General features: G+C 72.8%; 21 protein-coding genes. 13 read left to right on the top strand and 8 right to left on the bottom strand.

Annotation, left to right across the window (positions count from 1 at the left end; translation table 11 throughout):
- Nucleotides 1-66 precede the first annotated feature (66 nt).
- The 12 genes from ACWFQ8_RS21250 to ACWFQ8_RS21305 all read left to right on the top strand — a co-directional run bounded on the left by ACWFQ8_RS21250 (nt 67) and on the right by ACWFQ8_RS21305 (nt 16,944).
- Complete coding sequence (locus ACWFQ8_RS21250; RefSeq protein WP_453787812.1) at nt 67-1,401, top strand: ABC transporter substrate-binding protein; 1,335 nt, start codon at nt 67-69, stop codon at nt 1,399-1,401.
- A 6-nt stretch (nt 1,402-1,407) separates the two neighbouring features.
- Nucleotides 1,408-2,358, top strand: coding sequence for a carbohydrate ABC transporter permease (locus ACWFQ8_RS21255; protein ID WP_453787813.1), 951 nt, complete (start codon nt 1,408-1,410; stop codon nt 2,356-2,358).
- A complete protein-coding gene (locus ACWFQ8_RS21260; protein ID WP_453787814.1) occupies nt 2,355-3,194 on the top strand; it encodes a carbohydrate ABC transporter permease in 840 nt (279 codons plus the stop codon). Before ACWFQ8_RS21255 ends, ACWFQ8_RS21260 begins: the two co-directional genes overlap by 4 nt.
- 5 nt (nt 3,195-3,199) lie before the next feature.
- The gene (locus ACWFQ8_RS21265; protein WP_453787815.1) at nt 3,200-4,462 is read left to right on the top strand and encodes a 6-phospho-beta-glucosidase; all 1,263 of its coding nucleotides are present in this window, start codon (nt 3,200-3,202) and stop codon (nt 4,460-4,462) included.
- Nucleotides 4,453-5,496 (top strand): N-acetylglucosamine kinase, encoded by a 1,044-nt coding sequence (locus ACWFQ8_RS21270; protein ID WP_453787816.1) that lies wholly within the window; start codon nt 4,453-4,455, stop codon nt 5,494-5,496. Before ACWFQ8_RS21265 ends, ACWFQ8_RS21270 begins: the two co-directional genes overlap by 10 nt.
- Nucleotides 5,497-5,673: 177 nt before the next feature.
- Nucleotides 5,674-7,083, top strand: a complete 1,410-nt coding sequence (locus tag ACWFQ8_RS21275; protein WP_453787817.1) for a hypothetical protein — start codon at nt 5,674-5,676, stop codon at nt 7,081-7,083.
- Nucleotides 7,084-7,253: 170 nt separating this feature from the next.
- Nucleotides 7,254-8,195, top strand: a complete 942-nt coding sequence (locus ACWFQ8_RS21280) for a glutamate ABC transporter substrate-binding protein (protein WP_453787818.1) — start codon at nt 7,254-7,256, stop codon at nt 8,193-8,195.
- A 137-nt stretch (nt 8,196-8,332) separates the two neighbouring features.
- Nucleotides 8,333-9,586 carry a hypothetical protein gene (locus tag ACWFQ8_RS21285; protein WP_453787842.1) on the top strand — a complete coding sequence of 418 codons (1,254 nt, stop codon included), beginning with the start codon at nt 8,333-8,335 and terminating at the stop codon, nt 9,584-9,586.
- Nucleotides 9,583-12,675 carry a tetratricopeptide repeat protein gene (locus ACWFQ8_RS21290; protein WP_453787819.1) on the top strand — a complete coding sequence of 1,031 codons (3,093 nt, stop codon included), beginning with the start codon at nt 9,583-9,585 and terminating at the stop codon, nt 12,673-12,675. Before ACWFQ8_RS21285 ends, ACWFQ8_RS21290 begins: the two co-directional genes overlap by 4 nt.
- Nucleotides 12,676-12,684: 9 nt before the next feature.
- Nucleotides 12,685-14,343: a protein phosphatase 2C domain-containing protein gene (locus ACWFQ8_RS21295; protein ID WP_453787820.1), complete on the top strand. Its 1,659-nt coding sequence runs from the start codon at nt 12,685-12,687 to the stop codon at nt 14,341-14,343.
- Nucleotides 14,344-14,548: 205 nt separating this feature from the next.
- The gene (locus ACWFQ8_RS21300) at nt 14,549-15,895 is read left to right on the top strand and encodes a VWA domain-containing protein (RefSeq protein ID WP_453787821.1); all 1,347 of its coding nucleotides are present in this window, start codon (nt 14,549-14,551) and stop codon (nt 15,893-15,895) included.
- A gap of 47 nt (nt 15,896-15,942) precedes the next feature.
- Complete coding sequence (locus ACWFQ8_RS21305; protein WP_453787822.1) at nt 15,943-16,944, top strand: FHA domain-containing protein; 1,002 nt, start codon at nt 15,943-15,945, stop codon at nt 16,942-16,944.
- On the opposite strand, the gene ACWFQ8_RS21310 is transcribed toward ACWFQ8_RS21305, so the two are convergent.
- Together ACWFQ8_RS21310 and ACWFQ8_RS21315 are read right to left on the bottom strand one after the other, a co-directional pair.
- Nucleotides 16,925-18,439: a hypothetical protein gene (locus ACWFQ8_RS21310; RefSeq protein WP_453787823.1), complete on the bottom strand. Its 1,515-nt coding sequence runs from the start codon at nt 18,437-18,439 to the stop codon at nt 16,925-16,927. The two genes, ACWFQ8_RS21305 and ACWFQ8_RS21310, sit on opposite strands and share 20 nt — an antisense overlap.
- 131 nt (nt 18,440-18,570) lie before the next feature.
- Nucleotides 18,571-19,572, bottom strand: a complete 1,002-nt coding sequence (locus ACWFQ8_RS21315; protein WP_453787824.1) for a methyltransferase domain-containing protein — start codon at nt 19,570-19,572, stop codon at nt 18,571-18,573.
- A 156-nt stretch (nt 19,573-19,728) separates the two neighbouring features.
- Here ACWFQ8_RS21315 and ACWFQ8_RS21320 point away from each other — a divergent pair, with 156 nt between their 5' ends.
- Complete coding sequence (locus ACWFQ8_RS21320) at nt 19,729-20,133, top strand: globin (RefSeq protein ID WP_453787825.1); 405 nt, start codon at nt 19,729-19,731, stop codon at nt 20,131-20,133.
- Nucleotides 20,134-20,170: 37 nt separating this feature from the next.
- Here the strand turns inward: ACWFQ8_RS21320 and ACWFQ8_RS21325 are convergent, their stop codons facing one another.
- From ACWFQ8_RS21325 to ACWFQ8_RS21350, 6 genes are all read right to left on the bottom strand, one after another.
- A complete protein-coding gene (locus ACWFQ8_RS21325) occupies nt 20,171-20,926 on the bottom strand; it encodes a hypothetical protein (RefSeq protein WP_453787826.1) in 756 nt (251 codons plus the stop codon).
- Nucleotides 20,923-21,378, bottom strand: a complete 456-nt coding sequence (locus ACWFQ8_RS21330) for an acyl-CoA thioesterase (protein WP_453787827.1) — start codon at nt 21,376-21,378, stop codon at nt 20,923-20,925. Before ACWFQ8_RS21330 ends, ACWFQ8_RS21325 begins: the two co-directional genes overlap by 4 nt.
- A gap of 10 nt (nt 21,379-21,388) precedes the next feature.
- A complete protein-coding gene (gene ettA / locus ACWFQ8_RS21335) occupies nt 21,389-23,053 on the bottom strand; it encodes an energy-dependent translational throttle protein EttA (RefSeq protein WP_453787828.1) in 1,665 nt (554 codons plus the stop codon).
- Nucleotides 23,054-23,412: 359 nt separating this feature from the next.
- A complete protein-coding gene (locus ACWFQ8_RS21340; protein WP_453787829.1) occupies nt 23,413-24,327 on the bottom strand; it encodes a hypothetical protein in 915 nt (304 codons plus the stop codon).
- A gap of 152 nt (nt 24,328-24,479) precedes the next feature.
- Nucleotides 24,480-25,196, bottom strand: coding sequence for an HAD family hydrolase (locus ACWFQ8_RS21345; RefSeq protein ID WP_453787830.1), 717 nt, complete (start codon nt 25,194-25,196; stop codon nt 24,480-24,482).
- Nucleotides 25,180-26,046: a GntR family transcriptional regulator gene (locus ACWFQ8_RS21350; RefSeq protein ID WP_453787831.1), complete on the bottom strand. Its 867-nt coding sequence runs from the start codon at nt 26,044-26,046 to the stop codon at nt 25,180-25,182. The genes ACWFQ8_RS21345 and ACWFQ8_RS21350 overlap by 17 nt, the downstream gene beginning before the upstream one ends.
- Nucleotides 26,047-26,368 lie beyond the last annotated feature (322 nt).

The raw sequence follows: 26,368 nt of genomic DNA on the forward strand, positions 1-26,368 counted from the left end.
CATCGCCCGCGCCTCCTCCGCACCCCTCCTGTCCAGGAAGTCCCCCGCGCAGAGAGTGACACCGCCATGCCCAGAACCCGCCGTCTGACCACTTCGGCCGCCGCACTCGCCGCCATATCCGTCCTCGCCACCGCGTGTACCGGCCAGAGCGGCAGCGCCGCCGACGACGACCCGGCCAAGGACGTCACCCTCACCTTCTGGCACGGCTGGTCCGCCCCGAGCGAGGCCGAGGCGATCGAGGAGAACATCGCGCGGTTCGAGAAGGCGCACCCGAACATCAAGGTCCGGGTCACCGGCAACATGACCGACGACAAGATCAAGCAGGCGCTGCGGGCGGGCGGCGACAAGGCACCCGACGTCGTCTCCTCCTTCACCACCGACAGCGTCGGCACGTTCTGCAACTCCCGCGCCTTCGCCGATCTGAACCCCTTCCTGGAGAAGTCGGGGATCGACAAGACGAAGGTCTTCCCCAAGACCCTGCTGGAGTACACGCAGTTCGAGGGCAACCAGTGCACGCTGCCCCTGCTCAACGACGCGTACGGCCTCGTCTACAACAAGACGGCCTTCGCCGCCGCCGGGATCACCGAACCGCCCCGCACCTGGAGCCGGTTCACCGAGGTCGCCAAGAAGCTGACGAAGCCCGACGGCGACTCGTACGCGCAGGTCGGCCTGATGCCCACCTTCCACGGCTACGAGACCACCCCCATGCGGCTGGCCGCGCAGTGGAGCCCGACCTACTTCGCCGCCGACGGCACGTCCAACCTGGCCCGGGACCCGGCCTTCGCGAAGATGCTGACCGCGCAGAAGGACCTGGTCGCCCAGCTCGGCGGCTACGAGAAGCTGGAGCGGTTCCGCACCACCTTCGGCGACGAGTGGAGCGCCGAGCACCCCTTCCACACGGGCAAGGTCGCCATGCAGATCGACGGCGAGTGGCGGGCCCCCATGGCCAAGGCGGCGGGGGTCTCCTTCGAGATCGGCACCGCACCGCTGCCCGTGCCCGACGACCAGGCCGCCGACTACGGCAAGGGCTACCTGTCCGGCACGATCATGGGCATCGCCTCGGGCAGCAGGAAGCAGAACGCGGCCTGGGAGCTGGTGAAGTACATGACCACCGACACCGAGGCGGTGGTGGCCTTCGCCAACTCCATCCACAACGTGCCGTCCACGCTCGCGGCCCTGGAGTCCCCCGCCCTCCAGGTGACCCCGGAGTTCAAGACCTTCCTGGACATCGCCCGCCACCCCAAGTCGAGCACCACCCCGGCCCGCGCCGACGGCGGCACCTACCAGCTGACCTTCACCGACTTCGCGTACGGGGTCGAGAAGGGCGACGTCACCGACATCCCGGCGGGGCTCGCGAAGGCCGCCCAGCAGATCGACACGGACATCGCGAAGGCGAAGTAGCCCGCGATGACCGGCACGAGCGTGCACACCCTGCGGACGAAACGCCGCCGCTCCGCCCTGCGGACCGCGGCCTTCATGTCCCCCTGGATGATCGGGTTCGCGGTCTTCTTCGCCTACCCGCTGCTGTCCACCGTCTACTTCTCCTTCACGAAGTACGACGGCTTCCGGCCGCCCGTCTTCAACGGCCTGGACAACTGGAGCTACGTCTTCTCGGACTACCCGCTGTTCTGGCCGGCGATGCGCAACACCCTGTGGCTGGTCGTGATCATGGTGAGCTGCCGCGTCGTCTTCGGCCTGGGCGTCGGCCTGCTCGTCACGAAGATCAAGACCGGCGCCGGCGTCTTCCGGACCCTGTTCTACCTGCCCTACCTCGCCCCGCCGGTGGCCGCCACCCTGGCCTTCGTCTTCCTGCTCAATCCAGGCACCGGCCCGGCCAACACCCTGCTGGACGCGGTGGGCCTGCCCACCCCGGGCTGGTTCACGGACGCCGACTGGTCCAAGCCCGCCCTGACCGCCCTCGCGCTGTGGGGCATCGGCGACCTGATGGTCATCTTCATGGCCGCGCTGCTGGACGTACCGAAGGAGCAGTACGAGGCCGCCGAGCTGGACGGCGCCGGCGCCTGGGCGCGGTTGCGGCACATCACCCTGCCGAACGTCTCCCCGATCATCTTGTTCGCGGTGGTCACCGGGGTCATCCAGGCCATGCAGTACTACACGCAGCCCCTGGTGGCGGGGAAGGTGGCGGCCGGGGTGATCGGCGGCTCCGGCCAGCAGTTCGAGCCCGGCTATCCGGACAAGTCCACCCTGACGCTGCCCCAGGTCGTCTACAACGCCGGCTTCCAGCGCTTCGACTACGGCACCGCCTGCGTCGTCGCCCTGGTGCTGTTCGCCCTCTCCATGGCCTGCACCGCGCTGCTGATGCGCCGCCGCGGCGGGCTGATCGGAGCCGACGCGTGAGCGCGCGCAGCCGCAGGCCCGTCCTGCACTGGATCGGGGTGCATGCGCTGGGCGTGGCCGCCGCCCTGTTCTTCGTCCTCCCCTTCGTCTTCCTCTTCCTGACGTCCTTGATGGGCGACCGCCAGGCACTGACCCGCGACCTGTGGCCGGACACCTGGGAGTGGGGCAACTACGCGACGGTCTGGCACACCCCGGGCTTCCTGACCTGGTGGCGCAACACCCTGCTGTACGCGGGACTCGGCACACTGCTGACCGTGGTCTCCTCGGTTCCCGTCGCATACGCGCTCGCCAAGTTCCGCTTCCGCGGGCGCCGGCTGTCCCTGCTGCTGGTGATCGCCATGATGATGCTGCCGCCGCAGGTGGTGGTCATCCCCATGTACCTCTTCTGGGCCCGGCAGCTCGATCTGTCGGGCACCCTGTGGCCGCTGATCGTCCCGATGGCGTTCGGCGACGCCTTCTCCGTGTTCCTGCTGCGCCAGTTCCTGCTGACGATCCCCGACGAGTACCTGGACGCGGCCCGCGTCGACGGATGCGGCGAGGTACGGACCCTGCTGCGCGTCGTGCTGCCCATGGCCAAGCCCGGTATCGCGGCCGTCGCCCTCTTCCAGTTCTTCGCCGCGTGGAACGACTACTTCGGCCCGCAGATCTACGCCTCGGACAACCCGGCCGCCTGGACCCTCAGTTACGGCCTGGAGTCCTTCAAGGGCGCGCACCACACCAACTGGAACCTGACCATGGCGGCGACCGTGCTCGTCATGGCCCCGGTGATCGTCCTCTTCTTCTTCGCCCAGAAGGCGTTCGTCGAGGGAGTCACCCTGACCGGAGTGAAAGGCTAGTGACGATGAAACTCGCAGTGGTGGGCGGCGGTTCCACCTACACCCCCGAGCTGATCGACGGCTTCGCACGACTGCGCGACACCCTGCCGATCGGCGAGCTGGTACTGATCGACCCGGCCGCCGACCGCCTGGAGCTGATCGGCGGACTGGCCCGGCGGATCTTCGCCCGGCAGGGCCACCCCGGCCTGGTCACCACCACCTCCGACCTCGACGCGGGGGTGGCCGACGCGGACGCCGTACTGATCCAGCTGCGCGTCGGCGGCCAGGCCGCCCGCCTCCAGGACGAGACCTGGCCCCTGGAGTGCGGCTGCGTCGGCCAGGAGACGACAGGCGCCGGCGGGCTCGCCAAGGCGCTGCGCACGGTCCCCGTGGTCCTGGACATCGCCGAACGGGTCCGGCGGGCCAGCCCGCACGCCTGGATCATCGACTTCACCAATCCGGTCGGCATCGTCACCCGGGCCCTGCTGCGCGAGGGGCACAAGGCGGTCGGGCTGTGCAACGTCGCCATCGGCTTCCAGCGGAAGTTCGCTGCCCTGCTGGACCTGGCGCCGGCCGACATCCACCTCGACCACGTGGGGCTCAACCACCTCACCTGGGAACTGGGGGTGCGCCGCGGCGGCCCCGAGGGCGAGGACCTGCTGCCGCGCCTGCTCGCGGAGCACGCGGACGCCGTGGCCGCGGACCTGCACCTGCCGCGCGCGGTGCTGGACCGGCTCGGCGTCGTACCGTCGTACTACCTGCGCTACTTCTACGCCCACGACGAGGTCGTGCGGGAGCTCGGCTCCAAGCCCTCGCGGGCCGCCGAGGTCGCCGCGATGGAGCGGGAGCTGCTCGCCCTGTACGGGGACCCCGCGCTGGACGAGAAGCCCGCGCTGCTGGCCGAGCGCGGCGGGGCCTTCTACTCGGAGGCGGCCGTGGACCTGGCGGCCTCGCTGCTGGGCGGCGGGCCGGGCGTGCAGGTCGTCAACACGTACAACAACGGCACCCTGCCCTTCCTCCCGGACGACGCGGTCGTCGAGGTCCAGGCCCGTGTCGACGGCTCCGGCCCGGTGCCGCTGGCCGCGCCGAGGCCGGCCCCGCTGTTCGCCGGGCTGGTCTCGCACGTGAGCGCGTACGAGGACCTGGCCCTGGACGCGGCGGTGCGCGGCGGCCGGGACCGGGTGTTCAAGGCGCTGCTCGCCCACCCGCTGGTGGGGCAGTTCGACCTCGCCGAGGGGCTGACGGACCGGCTGCTGGCGCACAACAAGGAGCACCTGGCATGGGCCTGACCCTTCCCTCCCCTCCCTCCTTCCCCTCTGTCCTGGCGATCGACGCGGGCAACAGCAAGACGGACGTGGCACTCCTCGGTCCGGACGGCTCGGTACTGCGCACCGGGCAGGCCGGGGGCTTCCAGCCCTCCCGGACCGGGGTGGCCGCGGCCGTCGACGTACTGGCCGAAGCCCTGGCGGCGGCCGGGATCGGGGACGGCGGGGGCGGAGACGGGGAGTACGGGGACGGCGGGGACGGCAGGGGCCGGCCGCTGGCCGCGCACGTGTCGGCCTGCCTGGCCAACGCCGACTTCCCGGCGGAGGAGCGGGAGCTGGCGCACGAGATCGAGCGCCGGAACTGGGGCCGCGTGACCGCGGTGCACAACGACACCTTCGCGCTGCTGCGCGCCGGCCTGCCCACCGGCGCCGAGCCGCGCGGCGTCGCGGTGGTGTGCGGGGCGGGCATCAACTGCGTCGGGATGGCCCCGGGCGGGCGGACCGCGCGCTTCCCCGCCATCGGCCGGATCTCCGGCGACTGGGGCGGCGGGGGCGGCCTCGCCGAGGAGGCCCTGTGGTGGGCCTCCCGGGCCGAGGACGGGCGGGGCGAGGCCACGGAGCTCGCCCGGGCACTGCCCGCGCACTTCGGGCACGACTCGGTGCTCTCGCTGGTCGAGGCCCTGCACCTGGGCGGCATCCCGGCCGGCCGGCGGCACGAGCTGACCCCGGTGCTGTTCGCGGTGGCGGCGGCGGGCGACCCGGTGGCGGGTGCGCTGGTGGACCGGCAGGCGGACGAGATCGTCGCCATGGCCGCGGTGGCCCTCCGGCGCCTGGACCTGCTGACCGAGGAGGTCCCGGTGGTCCTGGGCGGCAGCGTGGCGGCAGCCCGGCACCCGCGGCTCACCGACCGGATCGTGTCGGGTCTCGCCGAGCGCGCTCCGCACGCCCGCATCTCGGTGGTCACGGCGCCCCCGGTCCTGGGCGCCGGCCTCCTGGGCCTGGACGCCCTCGGCGCCCCGTCCGAAGCCCACGGAAAACTCCGCGCCCATTTCGGGTGAACCTGCCCCGGGTTGTCGCCGGTCTGGAACCGTGGCGACCGTACGGACGTATTCACGGTGAAGGGGTGACGGGGGGCGCCCGCCGGGCGGATCGCCCAAGATCCGGCGCGGGTGCTGTGGTCGACCGTCACTACGGCCATACTGCTGCGGAGCAGTGAGACCGAGGGGGAGGTCACGGTGTCCATCGCTTCACGCGCGTCCGCGCCCGAGGTCGGCGCCTCCGTGCCGCCCGCCGGGTCGCATGCGCCGCCGCCCGACGACCCGCCCGGGCGCGGTACCGCCTGGGCCGAGGGCGTCGAGCGGCTGCGCGAGGCCGCCACCACCGAGCCCGGACGGCTCCGGATCATCGGCGCCGCGCTGGCCGCCCTGATCGTGCTGTTCGGCGCGGTGAGCGTGTGGGAAATCGCGGGCCGGACCGCCGCCGCCGACGACGTGGTGGGCCGCAGCCAGCCGTTGAGCGCGGACGCGGCGAGCATCTACCGCTCCCTCGCGGACGCGGACACGGCCTCCTCCAGCGGGTTCCTGGCGGGTGCCCGGGAGACGCGCGAGGTCCGCGAGCGGTACGAGAAGGACATCGCGAATGCCTCCAAACTGCTGGTCAGCGCTGCCGCCAACACCTCGGCCGGCGGGGAGTCCCGCGAGCAGATCGCCCTGCTGAGCGAGCAGCTGCCGCGCTACACGGGGCTGATCGAGCAGGCCCGCGCCACCAATAGGCAGGGCCTGCCGCTGGGCGGCGCCTACCTCCGGTACGCCAATGAGCAGATGACCACCCAGCTGCTGCCCGCCGCGCAGCGGCTGTACGAGGCCGAGACCGGCCGGCTCTACACGGACTACGACGACGCCCGCGCCTGGCCGCTGGCCTCGATGGGTTCGGGTCTGCTCGCGCTCGCCGCCCTGCTGTGGGTGCAGCGGCGCACCTACCGGCGGACGAACCGGGTCTTCAACCACGGGTTGCTCGCCGCGACCGCCGCCTCGGTGGTGGTGCTGCTGTGGCTCGCCGTGGGGCACACGGTCGCGCGGTCGGCGCTGAGCGAGGCCCGGGTGGACGGTCAGGAGTCGCTGAAGGTTCTCAACGACGCCCGGATCGCCTCCCTCCAGGCGCGGGCCGGGGAGAATCTGACGCTGGTCGCGCGGGGCGCCGTACTGACCGAGGACGCGAAGTCCGACAAGTACGACAGGGACTTCACCACCAACCTCAAGCAACTGGACGCCGGGCTGGCGACGGCGCTGCGGCTGGCCGACGACGCGGCCGGCCGGACCCCCGTGACGCACGCGGTGGACGGCGTGGAGCAGTGGAAGCAGCGGCACGCGGCGGCCAGGGAGTCCGACTTGAAGGGTGACTACGAAGCCGCCCTGACCCGGGTCATCGGGGACGAGCTGCACAAGGACAGCAGCGGGGCCGCCTTCGACACGGTGGACGCCTCCCTGGAGCAGGCGGTGGCCCACGAGCAGCGGGAGTTCACCCGGTCCGCCCGGGACGGGCTCGGCGCGCTGGACGGTTTGATGACGGGCGCGGCGGCCCTGGCGGTCGTCGGTGCGGTGGCGGCGCTGCTGGGTATCGGGCGCAGGCTTTCGGAGTACAGGTGAGAGCGATGCGGGGACGAGCCGGGCGGCCGTCCGAGGGACAGCGGGGGCCCGAGAGGCACGCGGGGCAGCCGGGGCACGAGGGGCAAGTGGGGTACGCACCCGCACCCGTCCCCGTTTCCGGCGTGCGGCGCACGGCACGTCGGTTGCGTGGCTGGGGCGGGGTGAGCGCCATGGCCGTTGCCTGCGCGGTGACGGCCGCGACGGTCCTGCTGCCCCTGGCCCAAGCGGCGCCGGAGAGCGGCCGCCCGGCGGTCGGCGGGCCGCCGGCCGCGGTGGCCCTGGCTCCGGCCGCGCCGGGCGACACCTGCCAGGACCCGGAGGCGAGCCTGCGCCCGTCCGGCGTGGACGGCCCGACGATCGCGCGGATCAAGGCAGCGGGCAAGCTCGTCGCCGGCGTGGACCAGAACAGCTTCCGCTGGGGCTACCGCAACCAGTCCGCCGAGGGCCGGCTGGACGGCTTCGACATCGACCTCGTCAAGGCGCTGGCCAAGGACATCCTGGGCGACGAGAACGCCGTCATCTACCGGGCGATCCCCACCAGCCAGCGCATCCCGGCGCTCCAGGACGGGCGGGTCGACATCGTCGTGCGGACCATGACCATCAACTGCAAGCGGCTGGAGGAGGTGGCGTTCTCCACGGCGTACTTCGAGGCCGGGCAGCAGGTCCTGGTGCCCAAGGTCTCGCCCATCACCGGGTACGACGCCTCGCTGCGCGACCGCAGGATCTGCACCGCCGCCGGCTCCACGGCCGAGGCGGCCCTCAAGGCCCAGTCGTTCGGCTCGGTACCGGTCAGCGTGCCCAACCAGCTGGACTGCCTGGTGCGGCTGCAGTTGGGCGAGGTGGACGGCATCGTCACGGACAACGCCCTCGCGGCCGGCCAGGCGGCGCAGGACCCCTCGGTGCGGCTGGTGGGCTCGCCCTTCACCCGGGAGTTCTACGGTGTGGCGATGAACAAGGACGCCTCCGACCTGGTCCGCCGGGTCAACAATGTGCTGGAGGGCTACCGCGCGGGCGGCAGTGACAGCCCGTGGATGCAGGCGTACCGCAAGCACCTGGAGCCCGTGCTGCCCGGGGTCACGGCGCCGCCCGCGCCCAAGTACCGGGACGGCTGAGGCCGGTGGCGGGAGCGGACGCGGCAGCGGAAGCCGCGGCGGGAACGACAGCGGAAGCGGAGGCACGGTCGGTGGCGGAGTCGGGATCGGGGACCGGGGACGGATCCGGAACGGGGCCCGGAGCGCAATCCGCGGTTCTGGACCGGGACGGCGTCGACCGCGCGCTGGCGCGGCTCGGCGCGGAGCACGAGGCCGTCGAGACCTCGCTGCTCGCCCTGCAGGACCACGCCGGGCGCCGGCTCCTGGAGGGGGCCGCGCTGACCGGGACCACCCGGGAGCGGTGGGCCGCCGCGGACGCGGACATCACCCGGCTGTGGACGTACTTCGACGCCTACAGCGGAGCACTGGGCGCCGCCCGGGAGGTCCGTGAGCGGCGCCGCTGGCCGGGCCGTGAGGACCTGGCCGAGCTGACCGAGCGGCTGCGCGGACCGGGGGTGCTGATCGCCGGGGCGGCCGTGGAGGGCGCCGCGCTGGCGGAGCGGATCTCGCTCGCCGAGCTGGTGTCCCGGATGAACGAGCTGTACGCACGCGCGCTGGACGTGGTGGTCGCGGCCGACGCGGTGTGGTCGGCGCTGCCCGCCCGGATCGATCTGCTCGCCGCCGAGCTGCACCGCACCCGCGCCCTGGCCCATTCGGTCGGGGTGCGCCCGGGCGAACACCCCTCGGGCGACGACCTGGAGGACATCACCGCCGAGCTGGCGGAGCTTCGGGCGCAGGTCATCGCGGACCCGCTGGCGTTCTGGCAGCCGACTGCGGCGAGTTCGGCGCCCGGCGGCGGCCGTCCGGACACTGCGCGCTACGACCGGGCCGCGCGGGCACTGGAGGACGTACGCCGCGAGGTCGAGGCCGTGCTGGACGTGCGGCAGGACGCCGAGCAGCGGCTGATCAGCCTGCGGGACGTGCTCTCCCGGGCCGACCGGACCCTGGCGGAGGCGCGGACCGCCCGGGTCGAGGTGCTTGCGAAGATCGCCGCGTCCGAGGTGCCGGCGGTGAGCGGCCCGCCGACGGCGTTGCAGGAGGAGCTGGCGGCGGCGGCCGAGCACCGGCGCCGGTCCCGCTGGCACCGGCTGTCGCCGCTGCTGGAGTCCCTGGAGGAACGGGCCGAGGAGGAACTGCGCCGGGCGCGCGAATCGTTGACGGCGGTGACGGCTCCGCTGGCGGTACGGGCCGAACTGCGCGGTCGCCTCGACGCGTACAAGGCGAAGGTGGCCCGGCACGGCATGGCCGAGGATCCGCTGCTGATCGAGCGGTACGACACGGCCCGGCGGATGCTGTGGAGCGCGCCGTGCGATTTGCGGGCGGCCGAGCAGGCCGTACTGCGCTACCAGCGGGCGACGGCGGAGGCGGTCGCGGTGCAGGGCACGTCGGCTCCCGGAACGGAGGGCGCATGAGCCTGATCGCAACGGCGTGCGCGCGCCCCGGCTGCCCGGGCACGTACGAGGACATGGGCGGCGGCGAGCTGTACTGCGACACCTGCGGGCTGGCGCCGGTCGGCGCGGTCGCCGCGGGCGCGGAGGAGCTGGTGTCCCCGCCGACGGGGATGACGAGCGCGGCGCGGGGCTCCCGGGGGTCGGGGGGCTCCCCCGGTTCGGGTTCCTCGGGGTCGGCGGGCTCCTCGGGGTCGGCGGGTTCCTCCCGTTCGGCCGGCTCGTCGCGGTCGTCGTCCCGTTCGGCGCGGTCGTCGCGGTCGTCGCGCTCGTCCTCGTCCCGGCGCTCGGTGTCGGGGCGGCTGTCGCGCTCGCTGTCGGGGAGCGGGTCCACCCGGTCGGTCTCGGTGCGCAGTTCCGGTTCGGCGGCGGCCTCCTCGGGGCGCGGCCGACTGGGCGCGGGGCTGGTGAACGTACCGGAGGTACCGCGTCCCGATCCGGCGGCGGCGGTCCTGGTGAACCCCGAGGTCCCCGAGCGGAAGCGGTTCTGCTCGCGGTCGGACTGCGGGGCCCCGGTCGGCCGCGCGCGGGGTGAGCGGCCGGGCCGGACGGAAGGGTTCTGCACCAAGTGCGGGCACCCGTACTCCTTCGTGCCCAAGCTGCGCGCCGGCGAGGTGGTGCACGGCCAGTACGAGGTCGCGGGCTGCCTCGCGCACGGTGGGCTCGGCTGGGTGTATCTGGCGGTGGACCGCGCCGTGTCGGACCGGTGGGTGGTCCTCAAGGGCCTGCTGGACACCGGTGACCAGGACGCGATGGAGGCCGCGATCTCGGAGCGGCGCTTCCTGGCGGAGATCGAGCACTCCAACATCGTGCGGATCTACAACTTCGTGGAGCACCTGGACCAGCGGACCGGTTCGCTGGACGGGTACATCGTCATGGAGTACGTGGGCGGCAAGTCGCTCAAGGAGATCGCCAACGAGCGGCGGCGGCCGGACGGGCGGCGCGATCCGCTGCCCGTGGAGCAGGCCTGCGCGTACGGCATCGAGGCCCTGGAGGCCCTCGGTCACCTGCACAGCAGGAACCTGCTGTACTGCGACTTCAAGGTCGACAACGCCATCCAGCAGCAGGACCAGCTCAAGCTGATCGACATGGGTGCGGTGCGGCGGATGGACGACGAGGAGTCGGCCATCTACGGCACGGTGGGCTACCAGGCGCCGGAGGTAGCGGAGTTGGGCCCGTCGGTGGCCTCGGACCTGTACACGGTGGCACGGACGCTGGCCGTGCTGACCTTCGACTTCCAGGGCTACACGAACGTGTTCGTGGACTCGCTGCCGGATCCGGAGCACATCGAGGTGTTCGGGCGGTACGAGTCGTTCTACCGGCTGCTCGTCCGGGCGACGGACCCGGACCCGGGGCGGCGGTTCGCTTCCGCGCAGGAGATGGCGGACCAGCTCACGGGCGTGCTGCGGGAGGTGGTGGCGCTCCAGACCGGGTCGCCGCGGCCGCAGCTGTCCACGTTGTTCGGGCCGGAACTGCGCGTTCCGGACACCCGCCTGTTCGCCGACGCGGCGGGCGAGCGCGTCTCCCGCCTGGGCGAACGCCACTCCCCACCCCCGCGCCGCACCCGCCGCCTGCGGCCTTTCGCCGCCCCCGACCCAGCCCCCGCCCAGGCGCCCGGCGCCCCGACCTTCGGCGCCCCGGCGGGCACGGGCGCCCCGTCGTACGGCACCCCGGCGGGCACGGGCGGCCCGTCGTACGGAACTTCCGGCGCGGCGCCGAGCAGCCAGGCCTGGCCGGGCGCGACGCCTGCGGGCGTCGCCCTGACAGGCACCGGCCCCGGCGCGCCCGGCCCGGCGTACGGGGGTGCGGGCTCCGGCTCCGCGCTGCCCGGCCCGGCGTACGGGGCCGTAGGCTCCGGCTCCGCGCCGCCCGGCACGGGCGACCCGGCACTCGGGGGTTCCGGCGCCGCACCGAGCGGCCAGGTCCCGGGCCCAGGCGGCGCCACGCCGTCCGGAGGCCCGCTGCCCGCCGCAGGCGGAGCGGCGGTGACCGGGCTCGGGAGCACCGCCACGCACGTGGCCGGTCCGGCCGTGCCCGGCCCCCGCCGGACCCCGGCGCCGCCCGCCAGGACCCCGGCGCCGGCCCCCACCCCGGTGGCCCCGCCCGCGGCAGCGCACGCGCACCCCTCGGCCACCACCCTCGACCCCCGCGACACCGCCCTCGCCCTCCCCGTCCCGCTGGTCGACCCGGGCGATCCCAATGCCGGTTTTCTGACCGGCCTGCTGGCCTCCGCCCCCGCCGACCTGCTCGGCGCACTCGGCTCGGCACCGGCCGACTCCGCCGAGCTGCGGCTGCGCGAGCTGCGGGCCCGGCTGGAGCTCGGCGAGCTGCCCTTCGCCATCCGCGCGTTGGCGGAGCTGGAGGCCCGGTACCCCGACGACTGGCGGGTCGTGTGGGCGCGCGGCATCGCCTCCCTGGCCGCCGGTGACGACGAGATCGCGGCCCTGTCCTTCGACGCGATCTACGACGCCTTCCCGGGCGAGCCCGCGCCGAAGCTGGCCCTCGGGCTGTGCGCCGAGGTGCTCGGGCAGCTGGACAACGCCGCCGAGTACTACCGCCTCGTCTGGACCACCGACCCCGGATTCGTCAGCGCGGCCTTCGGGCTGGCCCGGGTCCAGCTGGCCGCCGGCGACCGCGCCGGAGCGGTGCGCACGCTGGAGTCCGTACCGGAGGCGTCCATCCACTACACCGCCGCGCGGGTGGCGGCCGTACGCGCACGTCTGCGCGACCGGTCCCCGCAGGAGCCGCTGCTGGCCGATCTGGTGGCCGCCTCCGACCAGGTGGAGGCGCTGCGGCGGTTCGGTCTGGACCCCGAACGGCAGGAACGCCTCGCGACGGAGGTTCTGGGCTCGGCCCTCGACTGGGTACTGTCGGGTAGCCGGGGTTCCGACCCCGGCCGGACCTCGCTGCTCGGTAGCCAACTGGACGAGCGGGGCCTGCGCTTCGGCCTGGAGCGCTCGTACCGTGTCCTCGCACGGCTGGCACAGCGGGGCGAGGAAAGGATCGAACTGGTGGAGCGGGCAAACCGTTTCCGTCCCCGGACGTGGGTGTGATTGATGTCGATGCATCGGCCGTCTGGCTGCCCCAGCTGTGCGGAACCGCTGGAGGAGGGTGATCGTTTCTGCGGCGTCTGCGGCTACGCCGTCACCGCCCTGCCCCCGGCCCCGGCCGGGGACCGTCCCACGATCCCGATCCCACCCGCCCCACGTCCCCCGCGCGCCGCCGACGGCGGCTACGGGGCGCCGGCCGCGGGCATGGGTCACGGCGTCGCCGAGCCCGCCCCCGGGTGGGGCAGCGTGGCCGCTGCCGCGCCGACCCTGGTCGGTGACCCGGCCGACTGGGCCGCCACGCCCCCGGCGCAACAGGAGCAGCGGCGGGAACAGGAACCGGATCCGGAACGGCAAAGGGATCGCGAACCCCGGCAACCGGCCCGGCCCACCGCCGCCCCGGCCCCGGCCCAGGCCCCGGCCCGGTACGACCTGCCCGGCGGCGGCACACCCCCGGAGGGAACCCCGTGGGGCTCGCCGGAGCACCACGGCGCCGGCGCCGACGGCGCGCGGGCCCCGTACGACGTACCCGGCGGCCACACGCCGCCCGAGGGCACCGGTACCGCAACCGGGCGCGAGAACCCGTACGCCTCCCCCGCCCCGGGGGCTCCGTGGAGCGCTCCCGAGAGCGCGAGCCCGGCGATCAACGGCACGACGCCCAGCAACGAGGACCCGTACGGCGCCTCCCCGCCCGCCCCGGGCGAGGCCGGCACCCCGCCGGACGGCACCCCGTGGGGCGCCGGCGCCGGGAAGACCTGCGTCGCCTGCCGGGCCGGGCACGTCGACACCGACGGCTACTGCGAGCACTGCGGGCACGCGCAGCCCCGGGAGCGCGACCACCAGGAGGAGGAGCTCGGGAGCGTGGCCGCCGTCAGCGACCGGGGCCTGCGGCACCATCGCAACGAGGACTCCTTCGCCGTGGCGGCCACCGCCCTGCCCGACGGTTCCGCCGCGACGGTGGCCATCGTCTGCGACGGCGTCTCCTCCGCCAGCCGCCCCGACGAGGCATCGGCCGCCGCGTCCGGCGCCGCCAACGAGGCCCTGCTCGACGCGCTGCCGCGCGGCGCCCACCCCCAGGAGGCCATGCACGAGGCGATCCTGGCGGCGGCCGCCGCGGTGAACGCCCTGGCCCCGGAGGTCCCGGGCGCCCAGAACGCCCCCGCCTGCACCCTGGTCGGCGCCGTGGTCAGCGGCGGCCTGCTGACCATCGGCTGGGTCGGCGACAGCCGCGCGTACTGGGTGCCGGACGACCGCGCCGCGCTGCCGCGCCGTCTCACCGAGGACGACTCGTGGGCCGCCCAGATGGTCGCGGCCGGCCTGATGGGCGAGGCCGAGGCGTACGCCGACGTCCGCGCCCACGCGATCACCGGCTGGCTGGGCGCCGACGCGTACGACCTCGAACCGCACACCGCCACCTTCAAACCGGACCACCCCGGCGTGGTCGTGGTCTGCACCGACGGGCTGTGGAACTACGCGGAGTCCGCCCGCGAGATGGCCCAGGTGCTGCCCGCGGACGCGGCGACCCGCCCCCTGCACAGCGCCCAGGTCCTGGTGGGGCACGCGCTCGACGGCGGCGGCCACGACAACGTCACCGTGGCGGTCGTACCCTTCGCGGCGCAGCCCGACGCGCCACCGGAACAGGAAGCGGAAGCGGACGCACGCCCCCGGGGCTGAGCCCGGGTCGGGCCCCGGGACCGGCCCGGGCTCCGACCCGCTCCCCGACCCGCCCGGCATCCCGACCGCCCGGCCCGCCCGACCCGCCCCACAACCTCCGGCCCGGCCTGCCCGACCGCCCCCTGCCCCGACCCGACCCGTCCTTTCCCGACCCGACCCGTCCATCCGCCCGCCCCGCCCCGCCCGAGCCCCAGGAGCCCCACCGATGGCGAACTTCGCCAAGCCGCGCGCCCCGCGCTTCAGCGTGGAGGTGTACCAGAACGAGTTCCTCCCCGAGGGCGGGCGGGACGTCCACGCCATCGTCACGGTGACCTCCACCGGCGGGGCCACCGCCACCACCGCGCGCGTGCACGGCCAGGACGCCGCCGTCGTGATCATGGTCGATTGCTCTGGCTCGATGGAGTACCCGCCCGACAAGATGCGCGGCGCCCGCGAAGCCACCGCCGCCGCGATCGACACCCTGCGCGACGGCACCTCGTTCGCCGTGATCGCCGGTACGCACGTGGCCAAGGAGGTCTACCCCGGCCAGGGCCGGCTCGCCGTCGCCGGACCGGCCACCCGCGCCGAGGCGAAGGAGTCGCTGCGCGGCCTCAGCTCCGGCGGCGGAACCGCCATCGGCACCTGGCTGCGCCTGACCGACGGCCTGCTGCGCCGCTCCACCGCCACCATCCGGCACGGCATCCTGCTCACCGACGGCCGCAACGAGCACGAGGAGCCGGCCGTGCTCCGCGCCACCCTCGACGCCTGCGCGGGCCGTTTCACTTGCGACGCCCGGGGGGTGGGCACCGACTGGGAGGTCAAGGAGGTGACGGGCATCGCGAGCGCGCTGCTCGGCTCCGCCGACATCGTCGCCGACCCGGCTCACCTCGCCGGGGACTTCACGCGCATGATGGAGAACGTCATGGGCAAGGAGGTCGCGGACGTGGCCCTGCGGCTGTGGACGCCGGTCGGTGTGGAGATCCAGTACGTGAAGCAGGTCGCACCCGCCGTCCAGGACCTGACCGACCGCCGCGTCGAGGCGGGTCCGCGGGCCGGCGACTACCCGACGGGGTCGTGGGGGGACGAGTCCCGCGAGTACCACGTGTGCGTGCGCGTGCCGAACGCGGCCGTGGGGCAGGAGATGCTCGCCGCCCGCGCCTCGCTCGTCCTGCCCGCGGCGGCGGGCGGGACTCCGGCCGCGGGCGGGCCCCCGGCCGCCGCGCTCGCCCAGGGCCTGGTGCGCGCGGTGTGGACGAACGACCTGGCCGCCTCCACCGCGATCAACCCGCAGGTGGCCCACTACACCGGTCAGGCGGAGCTGGCGCAGGCCATCCAGCAGGGCCTGGAAGCCCGCAAACTGGGTGATGTGGACGGTGCCACGGCCAAACTGGGACGCGCCGTACAGCTCGCCCGTGTGTCCGGGAACGCGGACACTGCCAGACTTCTCTCGAAGGTGGTGGATGTCGTGGACGCGGTGGCGGGTACTGTGCGGCTGAAAGCAAAGGTCGCGGACGCCGACGAGATGACCCTCGAAACGCGTTCCACACAGACCGTCCGAGTGAAGAAGACCTGAGAACACCTGACGCGATGTCGCAGGGAGAAGAAGGGGGAAGCGCCGCCATGCCGACCTGCCCGAACGGGCACCAGTCCGCCTCCGACGACTGGTGCGAGGTCTGCGGCCACCGCATGGCTGCCACGGAGGGGGCGCCCGCGGCGCCCTCCTACGGCTACGGCTTCCCCCCGACCGGCGGCGCCCCGACCGCCCAGGCAGAGCTCTGCCCGCAGTGCCGCACCCCGCGCGAGGCCATGGCCCCGTTCTGCGAGGAGTGTCGGTACAACTTCCTGACGCGTACGCCGACTTCGTACGCCCCGCCGGCCCCGGACGCGGGCGCCCACGGCGCCGGCGCGAGCGCGCCCCCGCCGCCCGGTCAGTCCTCGGCGCCGTACTCCCAGGACCACTTCGACTACCAGGGCTCGCGCCCGTCCCGGGTCAACCGGCCGGCCGAGCCGCTGCAGCGCGAGGACGACTGGCTGCTGCCGCCCCCCGGGCACGAGCAGCCCCAGTACCAGCAGCAGCCCCCGCCGCCGCAGCAGCAGCACCAGCGGGAGTACCCGCAGCAGACGCACCAGTACCAGCAGCAGCCCCCGGCCCCGCAGCGCCAACAGCAGCCGCCGCCCCAGCAGCAGCAGCAGCACCAGCCCTACTCGCCGCACGGCGGGTCCTGGAGCGCGACGATCGGCCCCGACCGCTCGTACTTCATGGCGATGATGCAGCGCAGCGGCCCCGAGGCGGCCGGCCTCAACCTGCCCGCCTACTCCCCGGAGCAGCACCTCCCGCTCTCCGGCGGCCAGATCACCATCGGCCGCCGCCGCGCCTCCACGGGCGAGTCCCCGGACATCGACCTCTCGGTCCCGCCGGAGGACCCGGGCGTCTCCCACCAGCACGCCGTCCTCGTCCAGCAGCCCGACAGCAGCTGGGCGGTGGTCGACCAGAACTCGACCAACGGCACCACCATCAACGGCGGCGAAGACCCCATCCAGCCCTACGTCCCGGTCCCCCTCACCGACGGCGACCGCGTCCACGTGGGCGCCTGGACCACGATCACCATTCGCCGCGGCTGACCCTCCGACCGGACCCCTCCGGATCGGACGCCGCACCGGGCTCGTCCCGGCGGATCAGGGCCGGGTCGCCCGGGTCATGCCCGCCCCGGTCGTCCGGGCCGGCGCAGGCCGGGGGCAGGTAGGCGTGCAGGGAGCGGGTGCCCGGGAGCGGGCTCAGACCGTGGGGACGCCATGCGCGGGCGAACGCCGGAGGCGGTGCGCCGCCGGACATCAGCAGCACCACCGGCCGGCCGCAGGCCATCGCCCGGAGCCCGTCCGCGTCGATGCTCCCGTCGTGGCCACCGACCTGCCGCGAGGAGCAGCCCAGCGCGTAGGCCACGCGGACCGCCTCGTGGCCGCTGACCGTGCAGGGCGCGCGTACGCCGTGCCGGTGCAGCTCCGCGGCGGTCCGCGCGTACGCCGTGCGCACGTCCCGGTAGCGGTCCGCCGCCCGGTGGAGCACCGCGTACTGGACGGCGAGGTGCCCGGCCAGGGCGACGGCGAGGGCGGCCGCGGCGGGCCGGGGCCAGGTCCGGGCGGCGTGCACGAGGGCCTGCGCCGCGGGTAGGGCGAGCAGCGCGTACGCCGGCAGCAGGAAGCGGGGCGCCGCGTACCCGATGAGGAACAGGTACGGCACCGATACGGAGACGGCCGCCGCGGTGGCCAGCACCAGCGGCCGGCGGCGGCCGCGTGCGACGGCGATCCCGGCCGCGACGACCACCGGCAGGGCGAACCACCACAGGGCGAGCTCGGGACGGCCCCACGCCACGTCGCTGCACGGGCGGCACAGCGTACGGCCGGACAGGGCCCGCAGCTGGGCGCCGAAGGCGAACTGCCCGCTGAAACCTCCCTGGATCTCCCCGGCCCGGTGCAACCGGGCCGCGAGCCCGCCGTAGCGCAGGTGCGCCTCCACCACCCACGGCAGTGCGCCCAGCCCCACCCCGGCGGCGAGCGGGAGCAGCCGGACCGGTGTGCGGGCGGCGAGCCCGGCCGCCGCGAGGGGCAGGGCCAGCCAGAGCGCGTCGGAGGGGCGCATGAGCGCGATCAGGGCCAGGGCGGCGGCGAGGCCCGTGTGCGTGCGGCGCGAGGGCGGCAGCAGGAAGCAGGCGACCGCCACGACGGCCCCGTAGGCCACCCACAGGTTGGGCATGGCCTGCGAGCCGTAGAGCAGGGTGATCCACAGGCTCGCGAACAGCCCGGCCGCCGCCACCACGACCGCGGGCCGCAGGATCGTCAGCCAGATTCGGAACGACCCGAAGAGCGCTCCCCCGGAGAGCAGCGCGAACCACACCCGCAGGGCGATCGGGTCCTGGCTGAGCGCGGCGGCGGGGGCGGCCAGGAAGGTGATCCCGCGGGCACGCGGGGCGCTGAAGAAGGCGGCCGGCACGTACGGGCTGACCTGGCTGGCGTAGACCGCCTCGTCCCACCCGATACCGGACCCGGGGACCACGAGCAGGAGCTGCACCGCCGTGAAGAGGCAGGCCACCACGGCGAGAGGACGCGTTCCGGAAGCCATGCGCCCCACGCTGCCCCATCCGGCCGTCGCCGGCCCGCCGACGGTCCGGCGACGGGACACCACGTCCCGCGCGCGGAGCAGCGCACGGGACCGGGCGCCGCGGCCCCGGCACGAACCGAAAGACACGCGCTCTAGGAGGCGGCCGGGTCGGGCGGGGGCAGGGGCCAGATGTACGGGCCCTGGGGGTCGTCGAGCCAGGACCACTGGCCTTCGGGGGTGACCGTCACGCCGAAGCGCTCGCGCGGGGGGCGGCCCTCGGCGCGCCAGAGGTCCAGCGCCTCGCGGGGGTGCAGTACGCCCCAGGTGAGGACGAGCATGAACTGGAAGCGCTCGTTCTCCACCATCTCGTACGGGAGGCCCCGCACCGCGTCCGCCGGCGGGGGCGGCGAGGCGGTGGCCCCGCGCAGGGGGACGAAGTACGCCGGGGTGTGCAGGAAGCGGCCCTCGGCGAAGGCCGGGTCCCGGACCGTGAGGGCGATCAGACCCGTCGACAGCGGGGCCAGGATCCTCGCGCCGGGGCGGCACTGGCCGAGCCAGGCGGGCGGGATCAGGGGCAGGGTGCAGGTGACCATGATCCGGTCGAACGGCCCCCGGGACGGGCAGCCGCGCGCCCCGTCGCCGGTGACCACGGCGGGCCGGTAGCCGAGCCGGGCCAGGTGGGCCCGCGCGGACTCGGTGATCTCCTCGTCCAGGTCGACGGTGGTGACGAGGCCGTCGCCGAGGCGGTGGCACAGGAGGGCGGCGTTGTAGCCGGTGCCGGCGCCGATCTCCAGCACGTTGTCGCCGTCGCGCACCTCCAGCGCCTCCAGCATCTTCGCCATGAGGGAGGGCTGGCTGCTGGAGGAGAGCAGTTCGCCGTCGCGCAGCCTGGTCGCGAGCGGGGTGTCGGTGTAGACCCCGCGCAGCCAGCGGGCCCGCTGCTCGGGGTCGGGGTCTTCCGCCCACAGGCGTTCGTGACCGGCGCCGCGGCCGGTCCAGAAGTAGGGGACGAAGACGTGCCGGGGCACGGCGGCGAAGGCCGCCCGCCAGGCCGGGTCGTCCAGCGCCCCGGCGGCCGTGAGCTCCCGCACCTGGGCGGCGTGCGCGGTCTCCCGCAGATCGCGGGCCGCGGTACGTGGGGTGTGTGCGCCCATGTCTCCACTGTGCTGCGGGTGGCTCCCGCGTGCGACCCCGCGGTGTTCCGCGGTGTTCCGGGAGGCTTTCGCGAGGCCGACGGGTGGCTGCCGGGGGACCTCGGCGGGGGTCCTAGGACCCGGGTCCTCCGTCCGGGCGTCTGAGACGATGGTCGGGTGAATGAGATTCCGCGGGGCACGCTGCAGGAGCAGACCTTCTACGAGCAGGTGGGCGGCGAGGACACCTTCCGCCGTCTCGTCCGGCGCTTCTACGAGGGCGTCGCGCAGGACCCGCTGCTGCGCCCGATGTACCCGGAGGAGGACCTGGGCCCGGCCGAGGAGCGGTTCGCGCTGTTCCTGATGCAGTACTGGGGCGGCCCGACCACGTACAGCGAGCACCGGGGGCACCCGCGCCTGCGGATGCGGCACGCGCCCTTCCAGGTGGACGCGGCGGCGCACGACGCCTGGCTGAAGCACATGCGGGTCGCGTTGGACGAGCTGGGGCTGGCGCCGGAGCACGAGGCGCAGCTGTGGAAGTACCTGACGTACGCGGCGGCGTCGATGATCAACACGGCCGGCTAGGAAGCCGGCCCGCGCGGGGTCCCGTGGGCCCGGCGGTTCAGACCGGACGGACCTGGAAGGCGCCGAGACCGCCTGCGTCTCCGGGGCGGCGGGTGGCGACGGAGCCGTACGGGGTACGCAGCCGGAGCCAGCTCCCTGAGGCGAGCAGTGCCAGCGGGGCGGGGGCGGAAGCACCACCGGACGCGGACGCGCCACCGGACCCGGGCGCGGCGTTCGCGACCGCGGGGGCGGGCACGGCGGACCGTACCGGCCGCAGGAAGCCCAGGGACTGCGCGGCGTGTGCGGCGCGCAGCGGGAGTTCGGTGTCGCCCAGCGTCCGGGACCAGATCTCGCGGCCGATGCGGTCCCGCTCGGACCGTGTGCGGTGCTGCGGGGGCAGGGCCTCGTCACGGGCCCGGAACTCCGCCACGGAAGCCGCCACGGCCGCCCGTACGCCCTCCGGCGCGGGCAGGCCGGCCAGCTCCCGCCAGCCGCCGCGGGGCGGCAGCACCCCGGCCCAGGGCGGGCCGGTGACCGGCCCGGGCACGGCGGCCGAAGCGGCCGCCTCGTCCACGGACTCCAGCAGTTCACCGGCGGAGACGGTCAGGTCCAGCGGCGCGGCGAGGGGTGCGGCGAGCCGCACCGTACGGATGGCCAGGACCTCGAAGGACGGCGGCCGCCCGAAGACCGCGAGCGCGCCGCCGCCCGCCTGGAGGCGGACGGCGGCGGCCCGGTCGTAGTGCACCAGCCGGCCCAGGAAGGCGGCGAGGTCGGCCGCCTCCCCGGAGTCGGCGAAGCGCAACGGCTCGTTCATGCCGCGAGGCGTCCTTCCGGGCCGGTCGGCTCGTCCAGGTACTTCTCCAGGAAGTGCTTCTCCTCGGCCGTGATCCGGCGCGGCCGGCCCTCGGCGAGGTTGTAGGGCACGACCACGGTCGAGGCACGCACGTAGACCTTCTCGGGCTCGTCGCCGGTCGCCTCGTCCTTGACCTCGTAGCCGATGGTCAGGGACGCGGCGCCTATCCGGATCACCCAGGACTCGATGAGCACCGGCTCGTGACGGTGCACGAGGGGCAACTTGTAGTCGATCTCGTGCCGGGCCACGACGGACCCGCCCGTGAAGGACTCGCTGCCCTCCCCCGGCGCCAGCCGGAACATGAAGTCGATCCTCGCCTCCTCCAGGTAGCGGAGGAAGACCACGTTGTTCACATGGCCGAAGGAGTCCATGTCCGACCAGCGCAGGGGGCACCGGTAGTGGTGTCTGGCCATGGTCGCGACCTCAGCCTCGGGTGAGCTTCTTGTACGTGGCGCGGTGCGGACGGGCCGCGTCCGGGCCGAGACGCTCGATCTTGTTCTTCTCGTAGGACTCGAAGTTGCCTTCGAACCAGTACCACTTGGACTCGCCCTCGTAGGCGAGGATGTGGGTGGCGACCCGGTCCAGGAACCAGCGGTCGTGGGAGATGACCACGGCCGCACCGGGGAATTCGAGCAGGGCGTTCTCCAGCGAGGAGAGCGTCTCGACGTCGAGGTCGTTCGTGGGCTCGTCGAGGAGCAGCAGGTTGCCGCCCTCCTTGAGCGTCAGCGCCAGGTTGAGCCGGTTGCGCTCACCACCGGACAGGACGCCGGCCGGCTTCTGCTGGTCCGGGCCCTTGAAGCCGAAGGCGCTGACGTACGCGCGGGACGGCATCTCGACCTGGCCGACGTTGATGTAGTCGAGCTCGTCCGACACGACCGCCCAGAGGGTCTTCTTGGGGTCGATGTTGGCGCGGCTCTGGTCCACGTACGAGATCTTGACGGTCTCGCCGACCTTGATGGCGCCGGAGTCCGGCGTCTCCAGGCCCTGGATCATCTTGAACAGCGTGGTCTTGCCGGCGCCGTTCGGACCGATGATGCCCACGATGCCGTTGCGCGGCAGAGTGAAGGACAGGTCGTCGATCAGGACCTTGTCGCCGAAGGCCTTGGAGAGGTTGTTGACCTCGACGACGATGGAACCGAGGCGCGGGCCCGGCGGGATCTGGATCTCCTCGAAGTCCAGCTTCCGCATCTTGTCCGCCTCGGCCGCCATTTCCTCGTAGCGGGCCAGGCGGGCCTTGGACTTGGTCTGACGCCCCTTGGCGTTGGACCGCACCCACTCCAGCTCTTCCTTGAGGCGCTTCTGGCGCTTCTCGTCCTTGCGGCCCTCGACCTTGAGGCGCTGGGCCTTCTTCTCCAGGTAGGTGGAGTAGTTGCCCTCGTACGGGTGCGCGCGGCCGCGGTCGAGTTCCAGGATCCACTCGGCGACGTTGTTCAGGAAGTAGCGGTCGTGGGTGACGGCCACCACGGCGCCCTTGTACTGCGAGAGGTGCTGCTCCAGCCAGTTCACCGACTCGGCGTCGAGGTGGTTGGTGGGCTCGTCGAGGAGGAGCAGGTCGGGCGCCTCGATCAGCAGCTTGCAGAGCGCCACGCGGCGCTTCTCGCCACCGGAGAGGTTGGTGACCGGCCAGTCGCCGGGGGGGCAGCCGAGGGCGTCCATGGCCTGCTCCAGCTGGGCATCGAGGTCCCAGGCGTTGGAGTGGTCCAGGTCGTCCTGCAGCTTGCCCATCTCGTCGAGGAGCGCGTCCGAGTAGTCGGTCGCCATCAGCTCGGCGACCTCGTTGAAGCGGTTGAGCTTCTTCATGGTCTCGGCGGCGCCGTCCTGGACGTTCTCCAGGACGGTCTTCGACTCGTCGAGCTTGGGCTCCTGCATGAGGATGCCCACGCTGAAGCCGGGCGAGAGGTACGCCTCGCCGTTGGACGGCTGCTCCAGGCCCGCCATGATCTTCAGAACGGTGGACTTACCGGCACCGTTCGGGCCGACCACACCGATCTTCGCGCCGGGCAGGAAGTTCAGGAAGACGTCATCGAGAATCACCTTGTCGCCGTGCGCCTTGCGCGTCTTGCGCATGGTGTAGATGAACTCAGCCAAGAGAAACCGTCCGGCAGATCGTGGGTGGGCAGATACACCCCATCTTGCCAGGCGTCCATACCTCGGGGGAAACGCGTATGGTCAGGGCCCCTGAACTGGGCTCCAGCCACAGCGGCACCTGACCGTCCTGGCCGTCATTGGTCGTCGTTGGCCGTCCCTGGGCCCCCTCCGACGGCCCAGGGACGGCCCGGGGACGGCCGACCGGGAGCCCGTTCTTGCAGGTGACAGGCCCTGCGCCGCAATGTCCTACAGTGCGTCGTCCACGAACTCGTGCGTCCCTTCGGGCGATGACGCAGTACCGCCAGCGGGGATCACGGTTCGACGGCTCGCCCGAGGTCGAGATCAGCTGAGTGGCCCGGTCACGGCTTGATCTCCACTCGCAGGGTGTCATCGTCGGGCAGCACCACCATGACGCGGTCTTCGAACCGCGCGGCGTAGGAGACGAGGTAGAAGCGGGTTGGCGCCTTCACGAGGATCCGGAAGCCGCGGTACTGGTGTCGGTACGGCCCGCTCCCGCTGCCCAGGTCGACGTACAGGATTCCATAGGCGTGGTGGGTGATCGGCACTTTCGAATAGATCACCACACTCGGGCTCCCCACGTAGCCTGTTTCCCCAGCGCGGATGGCGTCGGTGCGACCCAACAGCCTCGTGTACCGCCCCGCGTCCACGAACAGGCTCACGGCCACCAGCCCGATCAGCAGGGCACCGGCCTCCAGCCACATCCGGTCTCCGGTGAGGGGCCGCAGGTTCCCTTCACCCCTGCCCTGATCCAGGCGAAGCTGGACAGCTAAGAAAGCCATGCTGGCGCCGAGTGCCACCATCAGGGGCGGCAGGAGTTGGCGGACCCAGGCGTCGAGCGGTGACAACCAGTCCAAGAGCGTGACCAGGAACCCCATCACAAGCGTCAGCAGGCCGAGGCCGAGCAGCCAGCGGATCACCAAGCTGCGCCGGGCCTCGTTCCCGGGACGAGCCAGCACTTGCTTAATCCAGCCGAACGTCAGCACCACAACGAGCCCGCACGCGAGCAGCAACCAGAGGGGCAGCAAAACCGCAAGTGTGCTCTTGACCAAGTGGTCCTGCACGGAGAACTGCAGATCGGCCTCCGGTACCCCGAATGAGGAGTAGTAGGCATTGTTGTAGGTGCTGCCGATGTAGTAGAGCAGCCCGATAACAGCGGTACCTGGCGCCGCGATGTAAGCGGCCCGGCCCAGGAAGGACGACTTCGGCAGGGTGTGCGGCTCCGGGCTGGCCGGCTCCACGTTCGACGCAGGCATGGCCCCAGTGTGTTCACGGCGCCGCACCCCCGCATGCAGAGCCCCGCCACCCGGCCTAGGTGCCCGGCGAGGTTGGTACTCACGCGGGTGATTCGCAGCAGAAGGAAGGCTATGCCGGACACCTGGGGACGCGGGCCCTGACCGGCCGTGTCCTAGGCCTGTCGATCCGACGGCCCCAGCAAGACAAGCGCATCCGCCACAGCCTGCATTTCCATGATGACGACGTCGGCCCCAGCATCAGCCAGGGTCGACCGCTTCAGCGGCTTGTTGGCAAATCCGATGCTCCGTGCAGCGGCTGCCCTGGCCGCCTCGATGTCGGTCACAGCGTCCCCGATGAGGACCGTTTCTGCGGGCTCGACGCCGAGGGCCCGCGCGGCGACGACGAGCGGATACGGCGCTGGCTTCATGAGGTCCGGCCGGAGCCTGGGCCGCCCGATCACCTCGTCCACCACGCCGGCGACGCCATTGATCGCCAGAAATTTTTTCACGCAGTCGGCAGAGTTGTTACTGACCACGGCGACGCGCCACTTTGCATCACGTGCCGCGTGAAGCGCCTGGACGGCCCCCTCCACAGGCGGGCCGGCGACCTTGACCGCACGGAGTTCCGCAGAGGTAAGAGCGTCCTCCACCACCCCAAGCAGCGCGGTCCCGCCTTCCTGGGAGATCCGGTGCACTTCCATAGGGTCATCCGTCGCGCGCGCCCGATCCCCGAGGTGTGGGGCGTGCAGGGCGACGAGGTCCGCCAGCTCCTCCGCGACACCGGGCGCCGGCAGTCCGCGGAACACGTCGCAGATAGGTCCGTCAAAGTCGAAGAGGACAGCACGGGACGCACTGAGTACGTCGGCCAGGGCCTCAGAGCGTGGCTGCATCAGCGTCCCTCGCAATCGTCTCCCAGATGCTGTCGAACCACATACGGGCCTGCTCAACCTGCTGAGCGCCGCCCGAGGAGTCGCCGTCGTTGATCGAGTGGTGGAAGAGGATCGTGTCCTTGCCGACCAGGTCGAAGATCTCAATGGCCTCGCCCTGCGCGACCACCTTGTTCGGCCGGATCGGGTAGTACCCGAAGAAGGCGTCCTCGTTGTTGACCACGTAGAGCTTGAAGAACTGCGTACCGCTGTGGACACGGACTCTGACGCTGCTCTCCTGAACCAGCCCAAGGTGGCTGAGTTCGCTCATGGCGTCCGAGATGCTCCGGGTGTAGCCGACCATGATGTCGTGCATGCGGGCGCGGAGCCTGGGGTCATCCGCACAGTCCTCGCGCCGCACGGGAGCGGCCTGCGGAACCGCCATGTCCGGCACCAGGATGCGAATGCGGATGCTTGTCGGGGTGAGACGTCCGATGCGGATCTTGTCGAGCGGCTCTTGCAGCGCACCGTGCAGCGTCTCGCTGGAGAAGCCCGCGAAGTCGATCGTCACGTTCCGACTGGCGAAGGCCTGCTCAACATAGGGCCGCAGACCCGCCGGCCGCTCAGTCCGGTTCCGGACGAAGACCCCGCTCCCCTTGCGCGAGACGACGAGGCCCTCGTCTTCGAGGTCGCGCAGCGCCCGCTGGACGGTCGCCCGAGCGAAGCCGTAGTGATCGGTCAGCATCTTGTGTGACGGGAGCTTCTCGCCTGGTGCGAGCTTCCTCGTCCTGATCGCAGCCCCGAGGCTGCGCGCCACCTGCTCGTACGGGGGCCGGTCGTCGTCCGGGTCCAGGGCTTCAAGCGCAAACGTCATGAGCTGATGCTACGGCCAACCTGACTATTTGAGCAGCCTGGATAGCCACATGTTGACGTGACTAGCCAAGCTGGCTATGTTTTCCTCATGCCCACCAGGCTAGCCAAGTAAGTCAGGCTGAACGGGAGAGCTGTGCCACGCATCGGTGCAGCTCAGGGGACAGGGGCCCGGGACAGAGCGGGTTGAGGATGGCGGACAGCCGCTTGCGGCCCTGGTCAGTCCGTACGGCAGACCGAAAGGTCAGGTCTCTGCCTACAACGGGGCCCTAGCGAGCTGTTCCTTGAACCGGCAGCCGCGTCCCCGAAAGAGACACCACAGATCA

The organism is Streptomyces sp. NPDC055254 (assembly GCF_053606025.1).